The 22888-nt window shown below is 73.3% G+C and carries 24 protein-coding genes; 18 read left to right on the forward strand and 6 right to left on the reverse strand.

Annotated features, from left to right (window positions below; translation table 11 throughout):
- The first annotated feature begins 52 nt into the window (after positions 1 to 52).
- Together NBH00_RS01080 and NBH00_RS01085 are read left to right on the forward strand one after the other, a co-directional pair.
- Positions 53 to 535, forward strand: a complete 483-nt coding sequence (locus NBH00_RS01080; RefSeq protein WP_254571514.1) for a heat shock protein transcriptional repressor HspR — start codon at positions 53 to 55, stop codon at positions 533 to 535.
- A 103-nt stretch (positions 536 to 638) separates the two neighbouring features.
- Positions 639 to 1283, forward strand: coding sequence for a hypothetical protein (locus NBH00_RS01085; RefSeq protein ID WP_254571515.1), 645 nt, complete (start codon positions 639 to 641; stop codon positions 1281 to 1283).
- A gap of 12 nt (positions 1284 to 1295) precedes the next feature.
- On the opposite strand, the gene NBH00_RS01090 is transcribed toward NBH00_RS01085, so the two are convergent.
- Together NBH00_RS01090 and NBH00_RS01095 are read right to left on the reverse strand one after the other, a co-directional pair.
- Positions 1296 to 1526: a hypothetical protein gene (locus NBH00_RS01090; protein WP_254571516.1), complete on the reverse strand. Its 231-nt coding sequence runs from the start codon at positions 1524 to 1526 to the stop codon at positions 1296 to 1298.
- Positions 1527 to 1655: 129 nt separating this feature from the next.
- Positions 1656 to 1922: a hypothetical protein gene (locus NBH00_RS01095; protein ID WP_254571517.1), complete on the reverse strand. Its 267-nt coding sequence runs from the start codon at positions 1920 to 1922 to the stop codon at positions 1656 to 1658.
- Positions 1923 to 2031: 109 nt separating this feature from the next.
- On the opposite strand from NBH00_RS01095, the gene clpB reads away from it, so the two are divergent.
- The 3 genes from clpB (at position 2032) to NBH00_RS01110 (ending at position 6211) form a co-directional block, all read left to right on the forward strand.
- Positions 2032 to 4599 (forward strand): ATP-dependent chaperone ClpB, encoded by a 2568-nt coding sequence (clpB, locus tag NBH00_RS01100; protein ID WP_254571518.1) that lies wholly within the window; start codon positions 2032 to 2034, stop codon positions 4597 to 4599.
- 222 nt (positions 4600 to 4821) lie between these two features.
- Complete coding sequence (locus NBH00_RS01105; protein ID WP_254571519.1) at positions 4822 to 5505, forward strand: CAP domain-containing protein; 684 nt, start codon at positions 4822 to 4824, stop codon at positions 5503 to 5505.
- Between the two features lie 175 nt (positions 5506 to 5680).
- Positions 5681 to 6211, forward strand: coding sequence for a CAP domain-containing protein (locus NBH00_RS01110; protein ID WP_254571520.1), 531 nt, complete (start codon positions 5681 to 5683; stop codon positions 6209 to 6211).
- A 165-nt stretch (positions 6212 to 6376) separates the two neighbouring features.
- Here NBH00_RS01110 and NBH00_RS01115 read toward each other — a convergent pair whose 3' ends face one another.
- Positions 6377 to 7060 carry a hypothetical protein gene (locus tag NBH00_RS01115; protein ID WP_254571521.1) on the reverse strand — a complete coding sequence of 228 codons (684 nt, stop codon included), beginning with the start codon at positions 7058 to 7060 and terminating at the stop codon, positions 6377 to 6379.
- A 55-nt stretch (positions 7061 to 7115) separates the two neighbouring features.
- Between NBH00_RS01115 and NBH00_RS01120 the strand changes: the two genes are divergently transcribed.
- From NBH00_RS01120 to NBH00_RS01140, 5 genes are all read left to right on the forward strand, one after another.
- Positions 7116 to 7397, forward strand: a complete 282-nt coding sequence (locus NBH00_RS01120) for a GYD domain-containing protein (protein ID WP_254571522.1) — start codon at positions 7116 to 7118, stop codon at positions 7395 to 7397.
- Between the two features lie 15 nt (positions 7398 to 7412).
- Positions 7413 to 8699 (forward strand): phosphoribosylamine--glycine ligase, encoded by a 1287-nt coding sequence (gene purD, locus NBH00_RS01125; RefSeq protein ID WP_254571523.1) that lies wholly within the window; start codon positions 7413 to 7415, stop codon positions 8697 to 8699.
- 56 nt (positions 8700 to 8755) lie between these two features.
- Complete coding sequence (gene purE / locus NBH00_RS01130; protein WP_367401359.1) at positions 8756 to 9169, forward strand: 5-(carboxyamino)imidazole ribonucleotide mutase; 414 nt, start codon at positions 8756 to 8758, stop codon at positions 9167 to 9169.
- Between the two features lie 54 nt (positions 9170 to 9223).
- Positions 9224 to 10510, forward strand: coding sequence for an adenylosuccinate lyase (gene purB, locus NBH00_RS01135; RefSeq protein WP_254571525.1), 1287 nt, complete (start codon positions 9224 to 9226; stop codon positions 10508 to 10510).
- Positions 10511 to 10607: 97 nt separating this feature from the next.
- Positions 10608 to 12215, forward strand: a complete 1608-nt coding sequence (locus tag NBH00_RS01140) for a GMC family oxidoreductase (RefSeq protein ID WP_254571526.1) — start codon at positions 10608 to 10610, stop codon at positions 12213 to 12215.
- Between the two features lie 152 nt (positions 12216 to 12367).
- Here the strand turns inward: NBH00_RS01140 and NBH00_RS01145 are convergent, their stop codons facing one another.
- Positions 12368 to 12550 carry a hypothetical protein gene (locus NBH00_RS01145; protein ID WP_254571527.1) on the reverse strand — a complete coding sequence of 61 codons (183 nt, stop codon included), beginning with the start codon at positions 12548 to 12550 and terminating at the stop codon, positions 12368 to 12370.
- A 350-nt stretch (positions 12551 to 12900) separates the two neighbouring features.
- Here NBH00_RS01145 and NBH00_RS01150 point away from each other — a divergent pair, with 350 nt between their 5' ends.
- The 7 genes from NBH00_RS01150 to purF all read left to right on the forward strand — a co-directional run bounded on the left by NBH00_RS01150 (position 12901) and on the right by purF (position 20544).
- The gene (locus NBH00_RS01150) at positions 12901 to 14400 is read left to right on the forward strand and encodes a DHA2 family efflux MFS transporter permease subunit (RefSeq protein WP_254571528.1); all 1500 of its coding nucleotides are present in this window, start codon (positions 12901 to 12903) and stop codon (positions 14398 to 14400) included.
- On the forward strand, positions 14397 to 14897 hold the full coding sequence (locus NBH00_RS01155; RefSeq protein ID WP_254571529.1) for a MarR family winged helix-turn-helix transcriptional regulator: 501 nt from the start codon (positions 14397 to 14399) through the stop codon (positions 14895 to 14897). The genes NBH00_RS01150 and NBH00_RS01155 overlap by 4 nt, the downstream gene beginning before the upstream one ends.
- A 66-nt stretch (positions 14898 to 14963) precedes the next feature.
- A complete protein-coding gene (locus NBH00_RS01160) occupies positions 14964 to 15842 on the forward strand; it encodes a phosphoribosylaminoimidazolesuccinocarboxamide synthase (protein WP_367401360.1) in 879 nt (292 codons plus the stop codon).
- The gene (gene purS, locus NBH00_RS01165; RefSeq protein WP_254571531.1) at positions 15839 to 16063 is read left to right on the forward strand and encodes a phosphoribosylformylglycinamidine synthase subunit PurS; all 225 of its coding nucleotides are present in this window, start codon (positions 15839 to 15841) and stop codon (positions 16061 to 16063) included. The genes NBH00_RS01160 and purS overlap by 4 nt, the downstream gene beginning before the upstream one ends.
- Positions 16060 to 16734, forward strand: coding sequence for a phosphoribosylformylglycinamidine synthase subunit PurQ (gene purQ, locus NBH00_RS01170; RefSeq protein WP_254571532.1), 675 nt, complete (start codon positions 16060 to 16062; stop codon positions 16732 to 16734). The genes purS and purQ overlap by 4 nt, the downstream gene beginning before the upstream one ends.
- On the forward strand, positions 16727 to 18937 hold the full coding sequence (gene purL / locus NBH00_RS01175) for a phosphoribosylformylglycinamidine synthase subunit PurL (RefSeq protein WP_254571533.1): 2211 nt from the start codon (positions 16727 to 16729) through the stop codon (positions 18935 to 18937). Before purQ ends, purL begins: the two co-directional genes overlap by 8 nt.
- 131 nt (positions 18938 to 19068) lie before the next feature.
- Positions 19069 to 20544, forward strand: a complete 1476-nt coding sequence (gene purF / locus NBH00_RS01180) for an amidophosphoribosyltransferase (RefSeq protein WP_254571534.1) — start codon at positions 19069 to 19071, stop codon at positions 20542 to 20544.
- Positions 20545 to 20675: 131 nt separating this feature from the next.
- On the opposite strand, the gene NBH00_RS01185 is transcribed toward purF, so the two are convergent.
- Positions 20676 to 21563 (reverse strand): transposase, encoded by an 888-nt coding sequence (locus NBH00_RS01185; RefSeq protein WP_254569811.1) that lies wholly within the window; start codon positions 21561 to 21563, stop codon positions 20676 to 20678.
- A gap of 109 nt (positions 21564 to 21672) precedes the next feature.
- Positions 21673 to 22215: a helix-turn-helix transcriptional regulator gene (locus NBH00_RS01190; RefSeq protein ID WP_254571535.1), complete on the reverse strand. Its 543-nt coding sequence runs from the start codon at positions 22213 to 22215 to the stop codon at positions 21673 to 21675.
- Between the two features lie 68 nt (positions 22216 to 22283).
- On the opposite strand from NBH00_RS01190, the gene NBH00_RS01195 reads away from it, so the two are divergent.
- Complete coding sequence (locus NBH00_RS01195; RefSeq protein ID WP_254571536.1) at positions 22284 to 22751, forward strand: cupin domain-containing protein; 468 nt, start codon at positions 22284 to 22286, stop codon at positions 22749 to 22751.
- Positions 22752 to 22888 lie beyond the last annotated feature (137 nt).

Here is a 22888-nt window from a genome sequence, read left to right on the forward strand (position 1 = left end):
CCCGCAGGGCTTGCCCGCCGTTCGCGCGGGCAACGATTCGGAGGGACATGTTGTGAGCAACGAGGAGCCACGGCGAACCCGGACGACGACGCGGATCACGATCTCCGACGATCGCGGCGTCTTCATGATCTCCGTCGCCGCCGAGCTCGCGGAGATGCACCCGCAGACCCTGCGCATGTACGAGCAGCGTGGCCTCATCGAGCCGCAGCGCTCCGCGAAGGGCACGCGCCTGTACTCGCAGGCGGACGTCGAGAAGCTCCGCCGCATCCAGGAGATGACCGGCGAGCTCGGGCTCAACCTCGCGGGCGTCGAGCGGGTCCTCGAGCTCGAGCAGGAGCTCGAGCGGGCGACCGCGCGGCTCAAGGCCCTGGAGGAGCGCTCGCAGGAGATGCGCGCGGAGATGGAGCGCGAGGTCGAGGCGGTCCGCCGGTCGTTCCGCGCGGAGATCGTGCCCTACCGGCCGATGACCGACATCGTCCCGGCGCGCCGCGACCCGCCTGCGGGCGGCCGCCGCATCCGCGTCGACCGCGACTGAACGCGTGGGCGCGCGGGCCCGCCGGCCGGATCGCCTGCGCGGGGAGGATCGCGGCCGCGCCCCGTTTGGCGTCAGCCCGGTGCGGGACGGGTACTGCGACACCATGACGAACGCCAGTGACGAGACGCCGCCGGCCGGCCCGGCGGCCGCGGGCACCCCGGCGCCGGCCGTTCCCGCCCCGAGCCGCGCCGAGGTGCTGCTCGACCGGGGGGCGCGCGGCGCCGGTCGAGGCCTGCGGGTCGCCGCGCGCGAGCTCTCCGAGCGCCGAGGCCTGCGGACGGTCCTCGTCGGCGCCGCGCTCACGCTCCTGGCCATCCACCTCGGGTCGGGCTCCGCGTTCTCGCTGCCGCTGCTCGTCGTCGGCCTCGGCATGATCGTCGTCGGCGCCATGGGCCCGCGGCTGCGTGGTCACATCGGCCTCGACTTCGGCCCGGAGGGCACCGCGATCACGCTGCACACCCACGTCGCGCCCCCGGGTCGCCGGCTCGCGCCGCAGGGGGACGGCGCGCAGGTCATCGAACTCCCGCCGCGTCCACGGATCGCGCTCGTCCCGTCGACGCCGCGGGCGGAGGTCACCGCGCCGGCCGCGCCCGTCGCGGCGCCCGGCCCGGACCCCGCGACGACCCCGGCCGACGGCCCGGGCGTCGTCGAGTCCTCGGGGGAGACGATCGAGATCGACGTCGAGCAGCTCCGCGCGATGCTCCGGGAGGCCGAGCGCGCCGAGGCGCAGCGGCACGTCCCGGGCTGACGCGACCGGGGGTCAGTCGTCGGTGCTGCCGTCCGACCGGACGTTGCCGCGGTGGACGCCGTCCTCGCCCACTTCGGCTACGAGGTCGGCCCGGCCGGGATGGTCTTTCGGCAGGTCGTGCGGCGAGACCTCGTCGTGGACCTCGGGGGTCGAGCCGCCGCGCGACTCGTCGTCGGGGGTGAACGGTCCGAGCGGCTCGCGCGCGTCGGAGTCGTGCGGAGGGGCGTGCTGTTCGTCGGGCATGCAGGACAGGATGCCCGGAGTCACCCCGCCGGAACCGGCGCCCGCCCGCCGCGGGCGCACCACCGGCGCCTGCGCACCGCCCGCTGGATCGCCGGCGGGCGGCGCGCAGGCGCCGGCTGGGGTGGCCGGTCAGGTGTTGCCGCCCACCGCCTCTCGGCGGCGCCGGTCGGTCTCGCGGACGAGGGCGGGGCGGCCCGGGTGGTCGCGCGGCAGGTCGTGCGGGCTGATGTCGTCGTGGACCTCGGGCGTGTCGCCGAGGGGGCTCTCGTCGTCCGGGGGGAACGGTCCGAGCGGCTCGTGGGCCGTGGAGTCGTGGGGGGCAGCGTCGTGCTTGCGGTTCTCGTCCATGCCCTCCGGTTGCCCGGGCGCGACCTCCGGCCAACCGATCGGCGCCATCCGGGCACGCCCGCGCGCTCGGCGCCGCGCATCCGCAGAAACCCCGGATCGCAATCAGCATGCAGTACCCCTTGAAAGGAAATCTCAGTCGAGTACACTGAGATACGAAATGAACGCCGACCGCTTCACCATCAAGTCCCAGGAGGCCCTTCAGGCCGCCACCACCCTGGCCGAGAACCGCCGCCACCCCCAGGTGACGCCCGAGCACCTGCTCGCGGTCCTGCTCGAGCAGGACGGCGGCATCGTCGGCCCCGTCCTCGGCAAGCTCGGTGCCGACACCGCCGCCATCCGCGCGGCGATCAACGGCGCCCTCGACGCCCTGCCGACCATGTCCGCCGGCGGCGGCGAGGTCAGCGGCGCCGCGTCCGAACTGCTCCAGGTCATCCGCGCCGCCGAACACGAGATGCGCGAGCTCAAGGACGAGTACGTCTCCACCGAGCACCTCCTGCTCTCGCTCTCCGGGCACAACTCGAAGGCGGGCGACGCGCTGCGCGCCGCCGGCGCGACGAAGGACAAGCTCCTGCAGGCGCTCGCGGAGGTCCGCGGGTCCCACCGCGTCACCGACCAGAACCCCGAGGAGACGATGCAGGCGCTCGAGAAGTTCGGCGTCGACCTCACCGCCGCGGCGGCGGAGGGCAAGCTCGACCCGGTCATCGGCCGCGACGAGGAGATCCGCCGCGTCGTCAAGGTCCTCTCGCGCCGGACGAAGAACAACCCCGTCCTCATCGGCGAGCCCGGCGTCGGCAAGACCGCCATCGCCGAGGGCCTCGCCCAGCGGATCGTCTCCGGCGACGTCCCCGAGTCGCTGCGCGACCGGAAGGTCGTCGCGCTCGACATCGGCGCGCTCATCGCCGGCGCGAAGTACCGCGGCGAGTTCGAGGAGCGGTTGAAGGCCGTCCTCAAGGAGGTCAAGGAGCAGGCGGGCCAGGTCATCCTCTTCATCGACGAGCTCCACACGATCGTCGGGGCCGGCGGCGCCGAGGGCGCGGTCGACGCCGCGAACCTCCTCAAGCCGATGCTCGCCCGCGGGGAGCTGCGCGCGGTCGGCGCCACGACGCTCGACGAGTACCGCAAGCACATCGAGAAGGACCCGGCCCTCGAGCGCCGCTTCCAGCCGGTGACGGTCGACGAGCCCTCGGTCGAGGACACGATCGCGATCCTCCGCGGCCTCAAGGAGCGCTACGAGACCCACCACCGCGTCGACATCCAGGACGCGGCGCTCATCGCCGCGGCGACGCTCAGCCACCGCTACATCGCCGACCGCTTCCTGCCGGACAAGGCCATCGACCTCATCGACGAGGCCTCCGCCGGCCTGCGCATCGAGATCGACTCGGTCCCGGTCGAGATCGACGAGGTCGAGCGCCGCGTCATGCAGCTCGAGATCGAGCGCACGTCGCTCGCCAAGGAGAAGGACGACGCGTCGGTCCAGCGCCTCGCCGCGCTTGATCGCGAGCTCGCCGAGCTCCGCGAGAAGGCCGCCGGGATGCGGGCCGAGTGGCAGCGCGAGAAGGACTCGATCGAGGGTGTCGCCGACGTCAAGGAGCGGCTCGAGGCCGCCCACCGCGAGGTCGAGAAGGCCCAGCGCGAGGCGGACCTGCAGCGCGCCGCGGAGCTGCGCTACGGCGTCATCCCCGGGCTCGAGGCCGAGCTCGCGAAGGCCGAGGAGCGCACCGACGGCGACTCGGGGTTCCTCAGGGAGGTCGTCGACGCCGAGGACATCGCCGAGATCGTCGCGCGCTGGACCGGCATCCCGGTCAGCCGCCTCCTGGAGGGCGAGGTCGAGAAGCTCGTCCACATGGAGGACCGCCTGCACCAGCGGGTCGTGGGTCAGGACGAGGCCGTCTCCGCCGTGAGCTCCGCGCTGCGCCGCGCCCGCGCGGGACTCAGCGACCCCGACCGCCCGATCGGCTCGTTCCTCTTCCTCGGCCCGACCGGCGTCGGCAAGACCGAGCTCGCGCGGGCGCTGGCCGAGTTCATGTTCGACAGCCAGGACGCGATGGTCCGCATCGACATGTCCGAGTACGGCGAGAAGCACTCCGTCGCCCGGCTCGTCGGCGCGCCTCCCGGCTACGTCGGCTACGAGGAGGGCGGCCAGCTCACCGAGGCGGTGCGCCGCCGGCCCTACGGCGTCGTCCTGCTCGACGAGATGGAGAAGGCCCACCCGGACGTCTTCAACACGCTCCTGCAGGTGATGGACGACGGCCGGCTGACCGACGGCCAGGGCCGCACGGTCGACTTCAAGAACGTCGTGCTCGTCATGACCTCGAACGTCGGCGCGGGCGCCGCGGACGGCTATCAGGCCGCCGTCGAGCGCACGTTCAAGCCGGAGTTCATCAACCGCCTGGACGACATCGTCGAGTTCGAGAGCCTCTCCCGCGAGCAGATCGCGACGATCGTCGACCTCCAGGTCGAGCGGCTCGTCGGCCGGGTCCGCGAGCGCGGCATCGAGGTGACCCTCGACGACGACGCCCGCACGCTGCTCGGCGACCTCGGGTACGACCCGACCTACGGCGCGCGCCCGCTGAAGCGGACGATCCAGAAGCGCCTCGTCGACCCCCTCGCGCTCGCGATCCTCGAGGGGAGCTTCCGCGAGGGCGACACGGTCGAGGTCGGCGCAGCCGACGGCGAGCTCGTGCTGCGCAAGGTCCACGCGCCGGACCACGCCCCGGCCTCCTGACGCCGGCGCCGGGGTCCCGTCGCGGGACCCCGGCACCGTCCGCCCGACCCGATCTCCCTGCAACCGGGCGTTCGGGGGAACTGCAGAAAGGCTGCAGCCCGGGCGGCCAGACGTGTCAAAGATCTTGCAATCCGCCGGGGAGGCGCGGATCCGCGTTACGTTCCGGCCGGTCCGGGACAGGGTGTCCCGGCCGACCGCGGGGGCCGGTGGACCCGCTCACCCATGCCCGAGCGCCCCTCCCCACCGCGTCGCCTCCTCCCGGCCCATCGCTCCCGGCGTGCGATCGGCGGGCTCTCCGCGGCGCTCGCCCTGCTGCTCGGGCCGCCCGCGGCGCTCACCCGGGCCGACGACGCCGCCGACACGCCGCCGATCCCGCCCGCCGCGCTCGCCGCGTGCCCGGGGCTCACGGCACCGACCTCCACGGTCAGCGGCGACCGGGCGGCCGTGCTCGTCCTCTGCGCGATCAACGCGGAGCGCCAGGCCGCCGGCGTCGCCGCGCTGCAGCCGGTCGGCGAGCTCGCCGTCGCGGCCCAGGGCCACACCCAGGAGATGGTCGCCCGCGGTGACCTCGAGCACGGCGACCTGCCGGCGCAGCTGCAGGGCTACGCCCGGGGCTACGGCTACCAGCTCGGGGAGAACATCGGGGAGACGACCGGCGACGCGGCCGTCGGCGAGATGATCGGCGCCTGGATGGACTCGAGCAGTCACCGGGCGAACATCCTGGATCCCCGCTTCCACGACATCGGCATCGGCGTGCTGCTCGTGGCCGCCGACGGCGGTCCGGGCGCGACCTACACGACCGATTTCGGGGCCCGTCGCGCCCTCGCGACCCGCCGGGCGAAGGCCCGCCGTCGCGCCGTCGTTGTCAGACGCCGACATCGGACGAGCGCGCCCAGGTTTACCTGACGCCGGACCCGGTCTGTACGCTGCCCGCCGGGTCCACCGTCCCACCGGTGCCGGCCCGCTCCCTCCCCGACCGTCGCGATCCCACCTCGCGCCGGCCGGCTCCGTCCTGCCCGTTCCAACCCCCAGCCGTCCCACGCCCGTCGTACCCCACCCCCACGAGAGGAGGCACCACCCCGTGCCGATCCCGAAGCCGTTCCGTGTCCTTCCGGCGCCCGTCGGGGCGCTCGCCGCCGTCGCCGTGGCCGCGCTGCCGTCCCCCGCGATGGCCGCCGGGTGCCCAGGCGCCGCCGCCCCGATCAGCCGGCTCGGCGACGCCCAGGTCCGTGTCGCGGCCGTCTGCGAGCTCAACGCCCGGCGCCGCGCCGCCGGCCTGCCGCCGCTGCACGCCGTCCGCAGCCTCACCCGGCTCGCCCAGCTGCACACGGGCGTCATGGTCGCGCGCCGCTCCCTCGAGCACGGCAACCTCCGTCGCCGCCTGCGCGCCTACACGGCCGGCCGCGCGTTCGTGGTCGGCGAGAACATCGGGACCTGCGACGGTCCGGGCGGGACGGTGGCCCAGATGATGGTCGCCTGGATGCAGTCACCCGAGCACCGGGCGAACATCCTGCAGCCGCGCTTCCGCGACGTCGGGGTCGGCGTCGTGCGCCGCGCGACCGACGGCGCGGCCGGCGCGACGATGACGACGAGCTTCGGCTGGCGCGGCTGAGCGCCGGCCGGGCCAACCGCCAGGGCGAGCTATGTCGCTCGACCGGTCGCCCGCCAGGGCGAGCTGTGTCGCTCGACCGGTCGCCCGCCAGGGCGAGCTATGTCGCTCGACCGGTCGCCCGCCAGGGCGAGCTGTGTCGCTCGACCGGTCGCCCGCCAGGGCGAGCTATGTCGCTTTGACCTTCACCGCCACCGTGAAGAAGAGGAACGGGCTCTTGCTCGTCCCCTTCACGTAGCGCTTGGCGGTGTCGAACTGCAGGCGCCACGTGCCGCGCCGCGCCGGGAACGGGAACAGGCGGTGGCGCGGCGTGTGCGGGATCGTGCCGCACACGCCCCTGCCGGTGCCGAGGCGCACGGTCCGCTGGACCTTGCCGTCGTCCGGCCGGACGTAGTGCAGGTAGATCGGCGGGCTCGCGACGCCGGAGAGGCCGAAGCCGAAGACCTCGAAGCGGACCTTGAGGCTCTGCGGGTCGCCCGCCGCGGGCGTGAAGTCGGCGAGCAGGCGCGAGACCTGGAACGTCGTCGTCGGCGCGTTCGCGCCCTCCTGCACACCGACCGTGTAGCGGTGGGCGCGGGTCCCGTTCGCGAGCTGCGGGGAGGTGAACGTGCCGCTGAGGTTGCCGGACGCGTCGGTCATGCCGGTCCCGCCGGTGAGCGGCCGGCCGTCGAGCGTCACCTGGTACTGGGCGCTCGGCGTGAAGCCGCTGCCGGTGAGCTTCACGGTGTCCTTCCGCTGGCCGGGGTCCGCGTAACACGTCCGGTCGACCGAGATCGTCGCCGCCGAGGCCGCGGATGGGGCCGCTCCGAACAGGGGCAGGAGCAGCAGGAACACGATCAGGCGGGACCTCATGGGCCAACGATGGTAGAACGCGCCAGTACACGCGGTCGACCCAACTGGAGAATCCATGCCCACGTACATCATGCTCTCGACGCTCACCCCCGAAGGCGTGCAGACGATCAAGAACAACCCTGCCCGCATCCGGGAGGTCAACAGTGAGATCGAGCAGCTCGGTGCTTCGGTGAAGGCGCAGTGGGCCACGCTCGGCCGCTTCGACTTCATCAACGTCGTCGAGGCGCCCGACGAGGCGACCATGGCGCGCGTCTCCCTCGAGCTCGGCTCGCGGGGCACGGTCCGCTATGAGACGCTCTCGGCGATCCCCGTCGACGAGTTCATCGCCTCCCTCTAGGGGCGGCGCCGGCGCGTGCGGGTCCTGGTCGTCGGCGGAGGGGGACGCGAGCACGCGATCGTGCGCGCCCTCGCCCGCTCCCCGCAGGCGCCGGAGCTCCTCTGCGCGCCGGGCAACCCCGGCATCGCGGAGGACGCGCGCCTGCTCGACATCGGGGTGACGGACGTCGAGGCGCTCGTCACCGCCGCCCGTGAGGGGGCCGTCGACCTCGTCGTCGTCGGCCCCGAGGCCCCGCTCGTCGCGGGGCTCGTCGACGCGCTGCAGACGGCGGGCATCGCCGCCTTCGGACCGTCCGCCGCCGCGGCGCAGCTCGAGGCCTCCAAGGCGCACGCCAAGGAGGTCATGCAGGCGGCCGGGGTCCCGACCGGCGCCTGGACGACCGTCACGACCGTCGAGGAGGGGATGGCCGCCATCACCTCCTACCCGGCGGTGCTGAAGTACGACGGCCTCGCCGCCGGCAAGGGCGTCGTCCTGCCCGAGGACGAGGCGAGCGCCCGCAAGGCGCTCGAGTCGTTCCTCGTCGACAAGCGGTTCGGCGACGCGCGCGTCGTCGTCGAGGAGCACCTGGACGGCGAGGAGCTCTCGCTGCTCGCGCTCTGCGACGGCGTGCGGGCGGTCCCGCTCGCGCCGGCCCAGGACTACAAGCGGATCTTCGACGGCGACGAGGGCCCGAACACCGGGGGGATGGGCTCCTACTCGCCGGTCGCCGGGATCGACCCGGCCGAGGCGCAGCGCATCGCCGCGCTCGTCCACCAGCCCATCGTCGACGAGCTCGCCCGGCGCGGCACCCCCTTCCACGGCGTCCTCTACGCCGGGCTCATGCTCACCGCCGAGGGCCCGAAGGTCATCGAGTACAACGCCCGCTTCGGGGACCCCGAGACGCAGGCGGTCCTGCCCCGCCTGCAGTCCGACCTGCTCGACCTCATGCTCCGCGCCTCACGGGCCGGCGGGCTCGAGGGCGCCGTGCTCGAGTGGACCGACGCGTGGGCGGTGACGCTCGTCCTCGCCGGCGCCGGCTACCCCGAGCGCTCGGCCTCCGGCGACGTCATCTCCGGCCTCGACCACGCGGCGCTCGCCGCGGTCCAGGTCACCCACGCGGGCACCGCGCGACAGGCCGACGGCGCCATCGTCACCGCGGGCGGCCGGGTCCTGAACGTCACCGCGCTGGGGGACGGGCCCGCATCCGCGCGGCGCGCCGCCTACGCTGCCGCGGACCACATCCACTTCGACGGGCGGCAGCTGCGGACCGACATCGCACTGCGGGCCGTCGACCGATACGAGGAAGACACCCCCGTTCCATGACCGACCCCCAGCTGTCGACGACCGACCCGCAGACCGCCCCCGCCCAGCAGCGCACGATGGGCGGGGACCCCGTGGTCGGCATCATCATGGGCTCCGCCTCCGATATGCCCGCGATGGAGAAGGCGGGCAAGGTGCTCGCGGAGGCCGAGGTCGCCTACGAGATCGAGGTCATGTCCGCGCACCGCGACCCGGCCCTCGTGACCGAGTACTGCCTCTCGGCCCGCTCGCGCGGCCTGAAGGTCATCATCGCGGGCGCCGGCCTCGCCGCCGCGCTGCCGGGCGTCGCCGCCGCCCACACCGACCTGCCGGTCATCGGCGTGCCGCTCTCCTCGTCGCTCTCCGCGGCGGGCGGCCTCGACGCCATCCTCTCGATCGTCCAGATGCCCCCGGGCGTCCCCGTCGCGACGGTCGGCCTCGACAACACGCGCAACGCCGCGCACCTCGCGGTGCGCATCCTCGGCGTCTCCTGAGCCGCGGCACACCGGGCGGCGCGTGACGCGCCGCCCGTCGTACGCTCCCGGGCGATGATCACGCGCTACACCCGCCCGGAACTCGGCGACCTCTGGACCGACCACGCGAAGCTCGAGGCCTGGCGCCGGGTCGAGGTCGCCGCCTGCGAGGAGATGGACGGCCCGAGCGAGGCCGACCTGGAGGCGATCCGCGCCGCGACCTTCACCGTGGAGGCGGTCCTCGAGCGCGAGAAGATCACCGATCACGACGTCGCCGCCTTCGTCGACGTCCTCAGCGCGAGCGCCGGCGAGCAGGCCGGCCGCTGGATCCACTTCGGCCTCACGTCGAGCGACGTCCTCGACACGGCCCTGGCGCTGCAGCTGCAGTCGGCCGGGCAGGTCATCGTGCCGCAGGCGTGGACGCTCGCCGAGGCGCTCGCCGCGCAGGCGCGCGCGCACGTCCAGACGCTCTGCGTCGGCCGCACGCACGGCGTCCACGCCGAGCCGACGACGTTCGGGATCAAGATGGCGGGCTACGCGATGGAGGCCGCGCGCAACGCCGACCGCCTCGAGCGCGCCTTCGCCCAGGTCGCGACCGGCGCCCTCAGCGGCGCCGTCGGGACCTACGCCGCGACCTCCCCGGAGTTCGAGCGCAAGGTCCTCGCGCGGCTCGGGCTGAACGGCGAGCCCGTCTCCACGCAGGTCGTCCCGCGGGACCGGCACGCCGAGCTGCTGCAGGCGATCGCGCTCGCCGGCGCGGGCCTCGAGCGCTTCGCGACCGAGATCCGCCACCTGCAGCGCACGGAGGTCCGCGAGGTCGAGGAGCCGTTCCGCTCGGGTCAGCAGAAGGGCTCGTCGGCGATGCCGCACAAGCGCAACCCGATCAACACCGAGCGGATCACGGGCCTCGCGCGGGTCCTGCGGGGCTACGCGCAGACGGGCCTGGAGAACGTCGCGCTGTGGCACGAGCGCGACATCTCGCACTCCGGCGCCGAGCGCGTCGTCCTGCCCGACGCGACGATCCTCCTGCACTACGCGACGCACGTCGCGCTGCGGATCGCCAAGGGCATGGTCGTCCATCCGGACCGCATGGCCGAGAACCTCGAGCTTACGCACGGCGCCCTCTTCTCGCAGCGGCTGCTGCTCGCCCTCGTGCGGTCCGGGCTCTCGCGCGACGACGCCTACCGGATCGCCCAGGAGCTCGCCCAGCGGGCCTGGGACGAGCGCATCGCGCTGCGGACGCTCGTCGAGGCGGACGAGCGCTGCGCGGCGCTCGACGTCGACGACGTCTTCGACGCCTCCCACTACGCGCGCCACGCCGCCGAGATCGTCGGCCGCCTGGACGACGTCATCCCCGCCTGACGCGCCCACGGCGCGGTCATCCGGCCGGAACCCGGTTGACTTTCGCCGAGCCCCGCGGCGATGCTCGGCGCACGTCGAGCGAGCGAAGGGGTCAGGGATGTACGACTACGTCGTCGTCGGTGCCGGGTCCGCGGGCTGCGTGCTCGCCAGCCGCCTGAGCGAGGATCCGGACGCGAGCGTCCTGCTCATCGAGGCCGGGCCGCCGGACAGCTCGGACTTCATCCACATCCCGGCGGCCTTCGCGGCGCTCTTCCGCTCGCAGAACGACTGGGACTACTCGAGCGGCTGGGAGCCGGGGCTGAACAACCGCCGCGTCTTCCTGCCCCGCGGCCGGACGCTCGGCGGCTCCTCGTCCATCAACGCGATGATCTACATCCGCGGCAACCGCGCCGACTGGGACGAGTGGGCGGCCGAGGGCTGCGAGGGCTGGGGCTGGGCGGCGATCGAGCCGTACTTCCGCAAGGCCGAGGGCAACAGCCGGGGCGCCGACGCCGTGCACGGCGGCGACGGCCCGCTCGTCGTCGGCGACTCGGCCTACCGCAGCGTCCTGCCGCAGGCCTTCCTCGACTCGGCGGTCGCGGCCGGTCACCCGCTCACCGAGGACTTCAACGGCGAGCGGCAGGACGGCGTCGGCTGGTACCAGACGACGATCACCGCCGAGGGCCGCCGCGCGTCGGCGGCGGTCTGCTACCTGCACCCGGTGATGGACCGGCCGAACCTCACGGTCGAGACGCACCTGCAGGTGGGCAAGGTCCTCTTCGAGGGAACGCGGGCGGTCGGCGTGCAGGCGATGCGGCTGTCGGACGTCCTCGAGTTCCGTGCCGCCCGCGAGGTCATCGTCTGCGCCGGCACGTACAACTCGCCGCAGCTGCTGACGCTGTCGGGACTCGGTCGCCCGGACGAGCTCGCGCTCCTGCAGGTCCCCGTCGTCGCGGACCTCACCGGCGTCGGCCTGAACCTCTCCGACCACCCGTCGAGCGGGGCGACCTTCCAGATCACCGGCGAGGACTCGCTCAAGGACGCGCTGAACGACGAGACGCTCGCCGCGTGGATGGCCGGCGGCGGGCCGCTGAGCGCCAACGGGGCGCAGGCGGGCGGCTTCCTGCGGACGCAGGAGGGACTCCCCGTCCCGGACGTCCAGTTCCACCTCGTGAGCGCGATCTTCGAGCAGGAGGGCCTCGTCCCGCCGCCGGCCCACGGCTACAGCATGTCCTCGTGCGTCCTGCGCCCGCAGTCGCGCGGCCAGGTCGCCGTCGTCTCGCCCGACCCGACGACGAAGCCGCTCATCGTCCACAACTACTTCGCCGAGGAGGCGGACATGCGCTCGCAGATCGCGGGCGTGCGGGCGCTGCTGCAGATCGCGGCGACCGGGCCGCTGGCGGAGCGGACCGCCGAGCCCCACCTCGTCCCGGACGGGGACGACGACGCCGCGATCGAGGCCCACATCCGGGCGACGACCCAGACGATCTACCACCCCGTGGGCACCTGCCGGATGGGGACGGACGCGCTGGCCGTCGTCGACCCCGAGTGCCGCGTGCACGGGGTGGAGGGCCTGCGCGTCGTCGACGCGTCGGTCTTCCCGAGCGTCCCGCGCGGCAACACGAACGCCCCGACGATCGCGCTCGCCGAGCGGGCGGCCGACCTCATCCGCGGGGTCGCGGTGGCGACCTCGGCGGCGCCGGCCGACGTCGGGGCTCCGGCGTAGCGGCGGGATCGAACGGCGACTGAGACGGCGGACGGGGAGCGGCGACCACGGCGGAGGCGCACGACGTGCGCGCATGGTGGTCTTCGTGCGGGTCCGGCGTAGGCGGGGGGTCGGCCGCGACCCGCTGGCGGGTCGGCTGGGGCGGCCGGGGGTCAGCCCCGGGCGCGTGCCTTCTTGAGCGCCGACTTCGGGACGACGTCGACGAGGACGTAGGTCCGCTTCCCCGTCCGGGTCGCGAGGCCCATGCCCTCGAGGCGCTTCAGGGTCACCGGGCACTTCTTGCACCGCGGCTTGTCCTTGCAGCACGTCTTCTTGGCGGTAAGGGTGGCGGGCATGGGGGCGGGGTGTGCGATGTCCGACCGTCACGGTCGGGATCTCTTCGGGAAGCCTAACACCCCGGCGCCGCCGCGGGAACACCACGCGCCGCCGCGGGAACACCACGCGCCGGCGGCCCCCGCCGCTGCGCCCGCCCCGCCCGTCCCCGTCCCGCTGCGCCCGCCCCGCTCGAAAGGTGAATGAAGGTTCAGGGGGTCGTGAGCACCATGAATCTTCATTCACCCCTCGGGGCGGGCGGGGGGCGGGTGGGACGGGTCGGAACGCGGCAAGCGGCGAGCGCGCCATCATTCGGCACCGAATGATTTGGATGCTAATCTTTCGGTACCACAGCACTTTGGAGCCGCCCGACATGACCACCGCCACCGCATCCATCTCCTCCCGCATCGAGCCGCACGTCATGCGCGTCGCCATCGTCGTCGTCCTCGGCTCGATCATGTCGGTGCTCGACACGACGATCGTCAACGTCGCGCTCGACACCCTCGGCAAGGACCTGCACAGCCCGCTGGCCGACATCCAGTGGGTCGTCACCGGGTACCTGCTCGCGCTCGCCGCGATCATCCCGGTCACCGGCTGGGCCGCCCGCCGCTTCGGCCCCCGCAACCTCTACATCGTCTCGCTCGCCGTGTTCACCGCCGGCAGCGCGCTCTGCGCCCTGGCCTGGAGCACCGAGTCGCTCGTCGCCTTCCGCGTCCTGCAGGGCGTCGGCGGCGGCATGACCCTCCCGATCGGCCAGATGATCCTCGCCCGCGCCGCGGGCCCCCAGCAGATGGGGCGCGTCATGAGCATCGTCGGCGTCCCGACGGTGCTGGCCCCGGTCCTCGGCCCGGCGCTCGGCGGCCTGCTGCTCGAGCACTTCGGCTGGCAGTGGATCTTCCTCATCAACGTCCCCGTCGGGATCGTCGCCGTCTCGCTCGCGCTGCGCCTGCTGCCGCGCGACACCGCCGCCGACCTCGACCGCACCGTCGGCCTCGACGTCGTCGGCCTCGCGCTGCTCGCGCCCGGGCTCTCGATCCTCACCTACGGCCTCGCCGAGGCCGGCACCGCCTCGAGCCTCGGCAGCCCGTCCGTCGTCGTGCCGGTGCTCGCCGGCCTCGCGCTCGTCGCCGCCTTCGTCGTCCGGGCGAGGGGCATCGCGAGCCCGCTCCTCGACGTGCGCCTCTTCGCCAACCGCGGCTTCGCGGCCGCGTCGGCGACGACGTTCGCGCTCGGCGCCGCGCTCTTCGGCTCGATGATCCTCATGCCGCTCTACTTCCAGACCGTCCGCCTCGAGAGCGCGGTGGCGACCGGCCTGCTCCTCGCGCCCCAGGGCCTCGGGGTCGGCGCGGCGATGTTCATCTCCGGCCGCCTGACCGACCGCCACGGGGGTGGACCGGTCGCCGTCCTGGGCGTCATGATCACGACCGTGGCGACCCTGCCCTTCGTCTTCATCGGCGCCTCGACGTCCTTCCTGTTCATCGCGGCGGCGATGGTCGTCCGCGGGATCGGCATCGGCATGGCCTTCATGCCGGCGATGACCGCGGCCTTCGCGGTCCTGCGGCCCGACCAGCTGCCCGACGCGACGCCGCAGCTCAACGTCGTGCAGCGTGTCGGCGGCTCGATCGGCACGGCGGTCCTCGCCGTCGTCCTCCAGCACCAGACGCGCGGCGCGAGGTCGGCGGCGGACGCGGCCGCGGGCTTCGGCCACACGTACTGGGCGGTCCTCGGCATCACGGCCCTCGCGGTCGTCCCGGCCCTGTACCTCGTCGTCGTCGAGCGGCGGGCGCGCGCGGCGCAGGCGTTCGCCGGCCTCGAGTCCGAGGCCCGCGCCGGCCTCGGCGAGGCCCAGGTCCTCGAGGCGGCGGCGCTGTGACCGGCCCTGCCGCCCCGCCCTCCGGCGCCCGGGCGGACGGCGCCGCGCCCGCCGACCCGGCGGCGCTCGGCGGCCTCGAGGGGCTCGGCGAGGCGTTCCGCGGGCTGCTCGCCGCCGAGCGCCGCCTCCGCGGCCGCGACAGCGTCCGCGAGGCCGGCTCGCTGTCGATGGCGCACTTCCGCGCGCTCGCGGTCCTCGACGAGGAGGGCGCCCTCCCGGCCGGCCGCATCGCCGCGGCCGCGCACGTCACCCCCGCGAGCGTCACGCAGATGCTCGACCACCTCGAGCAGGAGGGGCTCGTCCGCCGCGAGCGGTCGGCGGAGGACCGGCGCGTCGTCGTCGTCTCCCTGACCGACGAGGGCGCCACCCGCTACGCCGCGAAGCGCGAGACCTTCCGCCGGCGGTGGGAGGCCCTCTTCGGCGACCTCACCCCGGCCGAGCAGGACGCCGGGATCCGCGTGCTGCTCCGCCTCACCGCGCTGCTCGACGAGGCCTGAGGGCCCCGCGCCGGGCCGGACGGTCGGCCACCGCCGAGGCTTGTAGCATCCGGCCATGTGAGCACGATCGAACCGGACCTGCCCCTCATCGCCCGCGGGAAGGTCCGCGAGCTGTACGACCTCGGGGACGCGCTCCTCATGGTCGCCTCCGACCGCATCTCGACGTACGACGCGGTCCACCCGAACCCGATCCCCGGCAAGGGCGCGGTCCTCACCGGCCTGAGCGCCTACTGGTTCGAGCAGACCGCGGACCTCGTCCCGAACCACGTCATCTCCTACACCGAGCGCGTGCCGGACGCCCTGCGCGGCCGCGCGGTCGTCGTCCGCAAGCTCGAGATGCTGCCCGTCGAGTGCGTCGTGCGCGGCTACATCACCGGCTCGGGCTGGAGCGACTACAAGAAGACGGGCACGGTCTCCGGGATCGAGCTGCCCGCCGGCCTGCAGGAGTCCGAGCAGCTCCCGGAGCCGATCTACACGCCCTCGACGAAGGCGACCGAGGGCCACGACCTGCCCATCGACTTCGAGGGCACCGTCGAGGCGATCGGGGACCGCGACCTCGCCGAGCGCGTGCGGACCGCGTCGATCGAGCTCTACTCCGCCGCCGCGAAGATGGCCCGCGAGCGCGGCGTCATCCTCGCCGACACGAAGTTCGAGTTCGGCCTGGATGCCGACGGCACCCTGATCATCGGTGACGAGGTCCTCACGCCGGACTCCTCGCGCTACTGGCCCGCCGACGTCTACGAGGTCGGGCACGGGCAGCCGTCGTTCGACAAGCAGTACGTCCGCGACTGGGCGGCCGGCAGCGGCTGGGACAAAGCGCCGCCCGCCCCGGCGATCCCCGACGACATCGTCGCCGGCACGCGCGCCCGCTACATCGAGGCGTACGAGACCATCACCGGGCAGCCCTTCTCGGCGTGGCTCGAGCGCACCGGGGCCTCCGCATGAAGGCCCAGGTCCTCATCCGCCCGAAGGCGGGCATCCTCGATCCCCAGGGCATCGCGGTCGAGCAGGCGCTCCCGGCGCTCGGCTTCGGCGGCGTGAGCAACGTCCGCGTCGGCCGCCTCGTCGAGCTCGACGTCGAGGACCCCGAGCAGCTCGACGCCATGTGCCAGAAGCTCCTCGCCAACCCGCTCATCGAGGACTACGAGGTCCTCACGTCGTCATGAGGTTCGGGGTCGTCCAGTTCCCGGGCTCGTGCGACGAGCGGGACGCGCTGGCGGCCTGCGAGACGGTGGACGGCGCCGAGGCGGTCATCCTCTGGCACCGCGACGCGGACCTCAAGGACGTCGACGCGATCGTCGTCCCCGGCGGCTTCTCCTTCGGCGACTACCTGCGCGTCGGCGCGATCGCGCAGTTCAGCCCGGTTATGGCCGCGGTCATCGCGTTCGCGAACAACGGCGGCCCGGTCGTCGGAATCTGCAACGGCTTCCAGGTCCTCTGCGAGACCGGCCTGCTCCCCGGCGCGCTGCTCCCGAACGAGCGCCGCCGCTTCATCTGCCGCCAGGTCGACGTCGAGGTCTGCTCGACCGAGACGCCGTTCACGCGGGCGTGCACGGCGGGCGACGTCCTCTCGATCCCCTCCAAGCACCAGACGGGCCGCTACTACGCGCCCGAGGCGCTGCTCGAGCAGATGGAGGCCGACGGGCAGGTCGTCTTCCGCTACGCGAACGACTCGAACCCGAACGGCTCGCTGAACGACATCGCCGGCGTCTGCAACACCGCCCGCAACGTCGTCGGCCTCATGCCCCATCCCGAGCACGCCGTCGACGCCCGCACCGGCTCGGACGACGCGCTCGCCCTCTTCGCCTCGCTCGCCCAAGGACTCACGCATGTCTGAGATCACCCTCCCGGGGGTCGAGGACGCGATCGCGCTCGGCCTCACCGCCGACGAGTACGCCCTCGTGTCCGACAAGCTCGGCCGCGCGCCGAACCAGGTCGAGCTCGCGATGTTCTCGCTCATGTGGAGCGAGCACTGCGCGTACAAGCACTCGAAGAAGATCCTGCGCACGCTCCCGACCGAGGGCGCCGCGGTTGTCATGGGCCCGGGCGAGAACGCCGGCGCGGTCTCGGTCGACCCGGATGGCGACTCGGACCTCATCTGCGTCTTCAAGGTCGAGTCGCACAACCACCCGTCCGCGGTCGAGCCCTTCCAGGGCGCCGCGACCGGGGTCGGCGGCATCCTCCGCGACATCTTCGCGCTCGGCGCGCGGCCCATCGCCATCCTCGACTCCCTGCGCTTCGGCGAGCCGACGAGCGAGCGCTCGCGCTACCTCCTGGACCGGGCCGTCGCCGGCATCGGCCACTACGGCAACTCGATGGGCGTCCCGACGATCGGCGGCGAGGTCTACTTCGAGGGCCCGTACGAGACGAACTGCCTCGTCAACGCGATGGCGATGGGTCTCGTGACGCAGGAGACGATGATCAAGAGCGCGGCGGTCGGCGTCGGCAACCCGATCATCCTGTTCGGCGCCTCGACCGGCCGCGACGGCATCGGCGGCGCGTCGGTGCTCGCGAGCGCCGAGCTCGGGGACGACGACGCGGACAAGCGCCCGACCGTCCAGGTCGGCGACCCGTTCGAGGAGGCCAAGCTCGTCGAGTGCTGCCTCGAGCTCCTGGCCGAGGGGCTGCTCGTCTCGCTGCAGGACCTCGGCGCGGCGGGGCTCACCTCGTCCGCCTCCGAGATGGCGTCCAAGGGCGAGGTCGGCATCGACATCGACGTCGCGAAGGTCCCCCTCCGCGAGGGCGACATGGAGCCGTTCGAGATCATGGTCTCCGAGTCGCAGGAGCGGATGCTCTGCGTCTGCACGCCGGAGAACGTCGACGCCGTCGTCGCGATCACCGACAAGTGGGAGGTCCACGGCACGGTCATCGGGACGGTCACCGACACCCGGGCGATGCGGATCTTCCGCGGGAACGACCTCGTGGGGGAGATGCCCGTCGAGGCGCTCGTCGACGACTGCCCGCTCTACGACCTGCAGCCCGAGAAGCCGTCGGCGCCGCTGTACGCGGCCCCGGAGGCGACGCTCGACGGCGGCGCGTCCGCCACCGACACCCTTCTGGCGCTGCTCGCCTCGCCGAACATCGCCTCGCGCCTGCCGCTCTTCGAGCAGTACGACTGCATCGTCCAGTCGCGGACGATGCGCCGGCCCGGGGAGTGCGACGCCGCGGTCCTCGCGCTGCCCGACGGCTCCGGCCTCGCCGCGTCGATCGACTGCAACGGCCGCCGCGTCGCCGCCGACCCGTACACCGGGGCGATCGAGGCGGCGCTCGAGTGCGCGGCGAACCTCGCCTGCGCGGGCGCCAAGCCGCTCGGGACGACGAACAACCTGAACTTCGGCAACCCGGAGAAGCCCGAGATCGCCTGGCAGCTCACCGAGGCCGTCCGCGGCCTGGGCGACGCCTGCCGCGCGCTGGAGGCCCCGATCGTCGGCGGCAACGTCTCGCTCTATAACCAGGGCGCCGACGGCCCGATCTACCCGACGCCCGTCGTCGGCATGGTCGGCGCGCTGCCCGACGTCGACGCCGCCGGCGTCCTCGGCTTCGGCGAGGAGGGCGACCAGGTCGCGCTCGTCGGCTGGGAGGCCGCGCCGCCGCTCGCCGCCTCCGAGCTCGCGAAGCTCCGCGGCGAGGCGCTGCCGGACGGCCTGCCTGAGGTCGACCTCGACGCGGTCATCGCCGTGCAGGCCGCGGTCCGCGAGGGGGTCCGCGACGGCTCCCTCGCCTCGGCCCACGACATCGCCGAGGGCGGCTTCGCGGTCGCCGTCGCGGAGGCCTGCCTGGCGGGCGACATCGGCGTGACGCTGAAGCTCGACGCCCCGGACGACGCGTTTGCCGCGCTCTTCGGCGAGGGGCCCGGCGGATTCGTCGTCTCGGGCGACGCGGAGGCGATCGAGGCGCTCGCCGCGAAGGGGGTCCCGGTGCGCATACTCGGCGAGGTCGGGGGGGACGTGCTGACCATCGCCGCGGGCGACGAGCTCGTCACCGTCCCGCTCGAGCAGCTCGCCGCCGGCCACGCGGCGCTGGCCAAGCTCTTCCCATAAACGGCGCCGGGCCGCCGCCGCGGCTCGGAATAGTCCCCTGTTTGCAGGGACTTGGCCAGTGGCTCGGACACCGTCCGATCCGTTGGTAGCCTGTGAACACGTCGTCACACCCGTGGCGGACAACTGCGCTCATGAGCCTCGATCCTCACGATCTGGACCCGCGCGAAGGACCCCGCGACGAGTGCGGCGTATTCGGGATCTACGGACCCGGACACGAAGTCTCGCGCCTGGCCTACTTCGCGCTCTACGCCTTGCAGCACCGCGGGCAGGAGTCCGCCGGCATCGCCGCCGCCGACGACGGTGGCTACATCGTCACCCAGCGGGCGCTCGGCCTCGTGAACCAGGTCTTCAAGGAGCACGACCTGCGTGCCCTCGGCGGCGACCTCGCGGTCGGGCACGTCCGCTACTCGACGACCGGCTCGAACGAGTGGGAGAACTCGCAGCCCGTGCACCGCTCGGCCGGCAGCGGCGGCAACCGCCGCGAGCTCGCACTGGCCCACAACGGCAACCTCATCAACGCGGTCGAGCTCCACTCCGAGCTGCGCGCCGCGGGCGTCTCCTTCAGCTCCACGTCGGACTCGGAGATCATCGCCGCGGCGCTCGCCTCGCACGAGGGCGACTCGATCGAGGCCGCCGTCAAGGGCGTCATGCCACGCCTGCAGGGCGCCTACTCGACCGTCGTCATGACGAACGACCGCGTCGTCGCCTTCCGCGACCCGAACGGCATCCGCCCGCTCGTCCTGGGCCGGATCGGCGAGCGCTACTGCGTCGCCTCCGAGTCGTGCGCGTTCGACATCATCGGCGCGGAGCTCGTCCGCGAGGTCGAGCCGGGGGAGATGGTCTCGATCTCCGCGGCCGGGCTGCAGACCCATCAGGTCGTCGAGCCTGCCCGCCGGTCGTTCTGCGTCTTCGAGTACATCTACTTCGCGCGGCCCGATTCGCGCATGAACGGGGACGTGCTGCAGGCCGCCCGCGGGCGCATGGGGGAGATCCTCTTCCGCGAGGCGCCGGCGCCCGGCGCCGACCTCGTCATCGCGGTCCCCGATTCGGGCAACCCGGCCGCCCGCGGCTACGCCCGCGCCGCCGGCCTGCCCCAGGACGACGGCCTCATCAAGAACCGCTACGTCGGCCGGACGTTCATCCAGCCGGGGCAGGAGCTGCGCAAGCACGGCCTGCGGCTGAAGTTCAACCCGCTGCCGGAGATCGTCGGCGGCAAGTCGCTCGTCGTCGTGGACGACTCGATCGTCCGCGGCAACACGACCCGGCAGATCGTCCAGATGCTCCGCGACGCCGGCGCCCGTGAGGTCCACATGCGGATCTCCGCCCCGCCGCTGCGCAACCCGTGCCACTACGGGGTCGACATGTCCACGCGCGAGGAGATGATCGCGCACAACCGCACGCCGGCCGAGATCGCGGAGATCCTCGGGACCGACTCGCTCGCCTACATCTCGATGGAGGGTGTGTACGAGGCGGTTCGCGGCACCCAGGCCACGCACTGCGACGCGTGCTTCACGGGCAACTACCCGCTGGCCGGCACGACGGACTCCAAGGGCAAGTTCGCGCTCGAGGACGGGGCAATCGCGCTCCCGATGGTCGCGAAGGCCTAGGTTCGTCGGGCGATTGCCCTTGGCAATCGCGCTCCCGATGGTCGCGAAGGCCTAAGTCCGCTGGGCGATCGCCCTTGGCAATCGCGCGACGACTGCGTCGCTCTCCCTAGATGATTGATTCCGCGGTCTGGTCAGCTGGTGTAGTTGGCCAGGGCGCGGGTCGGGCGGCCGAGGTGGCTGTTGAGGTAGATGCCGGCGGTGAGGGCGAGCATGCGTTGCAGGACGCGGCCGCGGAGGTTGTGCAGGGTCCGGGCGCCATGGCGTTCGAGGCTGAGCAGGTCTTTGCAGGTCCAGAAGATCGACTCCACGCGTTGGCGGACCTTGGCCAGCCGTGGCGCGGTCTGGGGTTCGTCTTTGCGTGGGGGCCGTAGTAGCAGGGCTCCCATCTGCCCGATCGCGGCGGCGAAGTCGCGGCCGGAGTAGTTCTTGTCGCCGATGATCGTCTCGCCGCCACGGAGCGCGCCGGGGAGCATCGAGAGGGCGACGTCGCGTTCGGGCCGGTCGGCCCCGAGCAGCCGTAGCGCTCTGGGCGTGCCGTCCAGGCCGAAGACGCCGTGCAGGCGCATGCCGAAGAACCAGCGGGAGTGGCTGGGGCAGTAGCCGTAGGCGGCAGCGTCGGCGATCGCATCACCGAGGCGGCCCGCGCCGGCGCGCTTGACGGTCTCGCGCGAGCGCGCGGTTTCCACCGGGGTTGAGTCGATGACGACGACGTCATCCCAGTACCCCGGGCACTCGCGGGCGAGCACGGAGAGGACGTGTTCCAGCTCATCGACCAGCCGGGCGCGGCGTTTGTGCCAGCCCGACTGGCCGATCAACGACGGAAACAAGCCGGTGAGCTGCCGGCCGGCGGCGCGCAAGAACCGCCGGTCGGAGGTGATGCCCATCATCGACTGTGCGACGAGCAACGTGATGACCTCCGCGTCGCTGAGCCTGCGCCTGGCGTTCGCCGCCTTCTCAGGAAGGAGATCGTCGGCGATGCAGAACACTGTGATGAGCAGCAGGTCGAGGTCGGCGTCCAATCGAGGCCCCCAGGGTCGGCGATGGGTGTTGTGAGCACCGCCGACTTCGACCTGCCTGCTTATGTCCCCTCCAAACCCACGCCCCCAACCCAGGCGTGGAATCACTCATCTAGCCGGCCTCCGGACCGAACTCCGCCTCCACCTCGTCGAGCCACTCGCGCTGGGCGGCGACGAGTCGCCGCGAGAGCCGGTGGTTGAGCCGGAGGGCGGTCTTCCGGGACGGCAGGCCGGCCGCGCGCTCCTCCGCGTCGTCGAGCTCGGCGTCGAGGGCCGCGAGGTCGTCCCGCAGGGCCGCGAGCCCCTCGAGCACCGCACCCGTCCCGACGATGTCCGTGGCGAGCAGCCGGACCGCCGGCTCCTGCAGGAGCTTCGGGAACTGCGCCGGCGTGCGCGCCCACGTGCGCAGCGCGTCGCGACCCGCGTCGGTCATCCGGTAGTGGGTCCTCGGGCCGGTGCGGCCGGGCTGCTGCTCGGCGTCGAGCAGGCCGAGCGTCGCCAGGCGCTTGGCCTCGGCGTAGTACTGGCTCGGCGCGGCCGTCCAGTACAGCCGCCCGCGCTGCATCGAGAGGGCGATGTCGTGGGCGCCGGCGCCCACGTCGCCGACCAGGGTGAGGATGACGAACGAGAGGGGGGACAGACGCGGGCTTGACAAAACTCTGTTTCAGACCTTAGGTTGGTAGAGGCTCCGAATCGGAGTCTATACCGACGAGGGAGAAGGACATGTCCGACGCGATCTGGTTCCTCGGGAACCTCATGGAGCTCCACCACGGCGCGGGCGCGGCCGGGGGCGACGCGCTGCTCGAGTGCACCGAGGGGCCCGGCGCGATGCCGCCGCTGCACCTGCACCGCGACGAGGACGAGGGCTTCTACGTGCTCGAGGGGACGCTCGAGCTGTGGGCCGGGACGACGCACCTGACGCTCGGGGCGGGCGAGGCGGCCCGGGCCCCGCGCGGGATCCCGCACACCTACCGGACCGGCCCCGAGGGCGCCCGGTTCCTCGTGACGGCGGGGCCCGGCTTCGAGGCCTTCGTCCGCGCGGCCGGCGTGCCCGCGCCCGAGCGCCGCGTCCCCGACCCGGCGGCGCCCGACGCCGAGCTCGTCGGGCGTCTCGCGGACGAGCACGGCATCACGCTCCTCGGCCCTCCCGGGATGCTCCCGTCCGAGGTGCCCGCCTCCGCGAGCGCCTGACCGGCCTCGGCGAGCGCCCGACCGGGCTCGCGGCCGCGCCCCGTAGTCGCCCGCGGCCGCGGTTTGCGGCGACTTCGCGACGGGAGCGCGACGGGGGACCCCTGACCGCCGGACCCGCCGGTACCGTCGTGGGTCCT

The organism is Paraconexibacter antarcticus (assembly GCF_024220175.1).
GTDB lineage: Bacteria > Actinomycetota > Thermoleophilia > Solirubrobacterales > Solirubrobacteraceae > Paraconexibacter > Paraconexibacter antarcticus.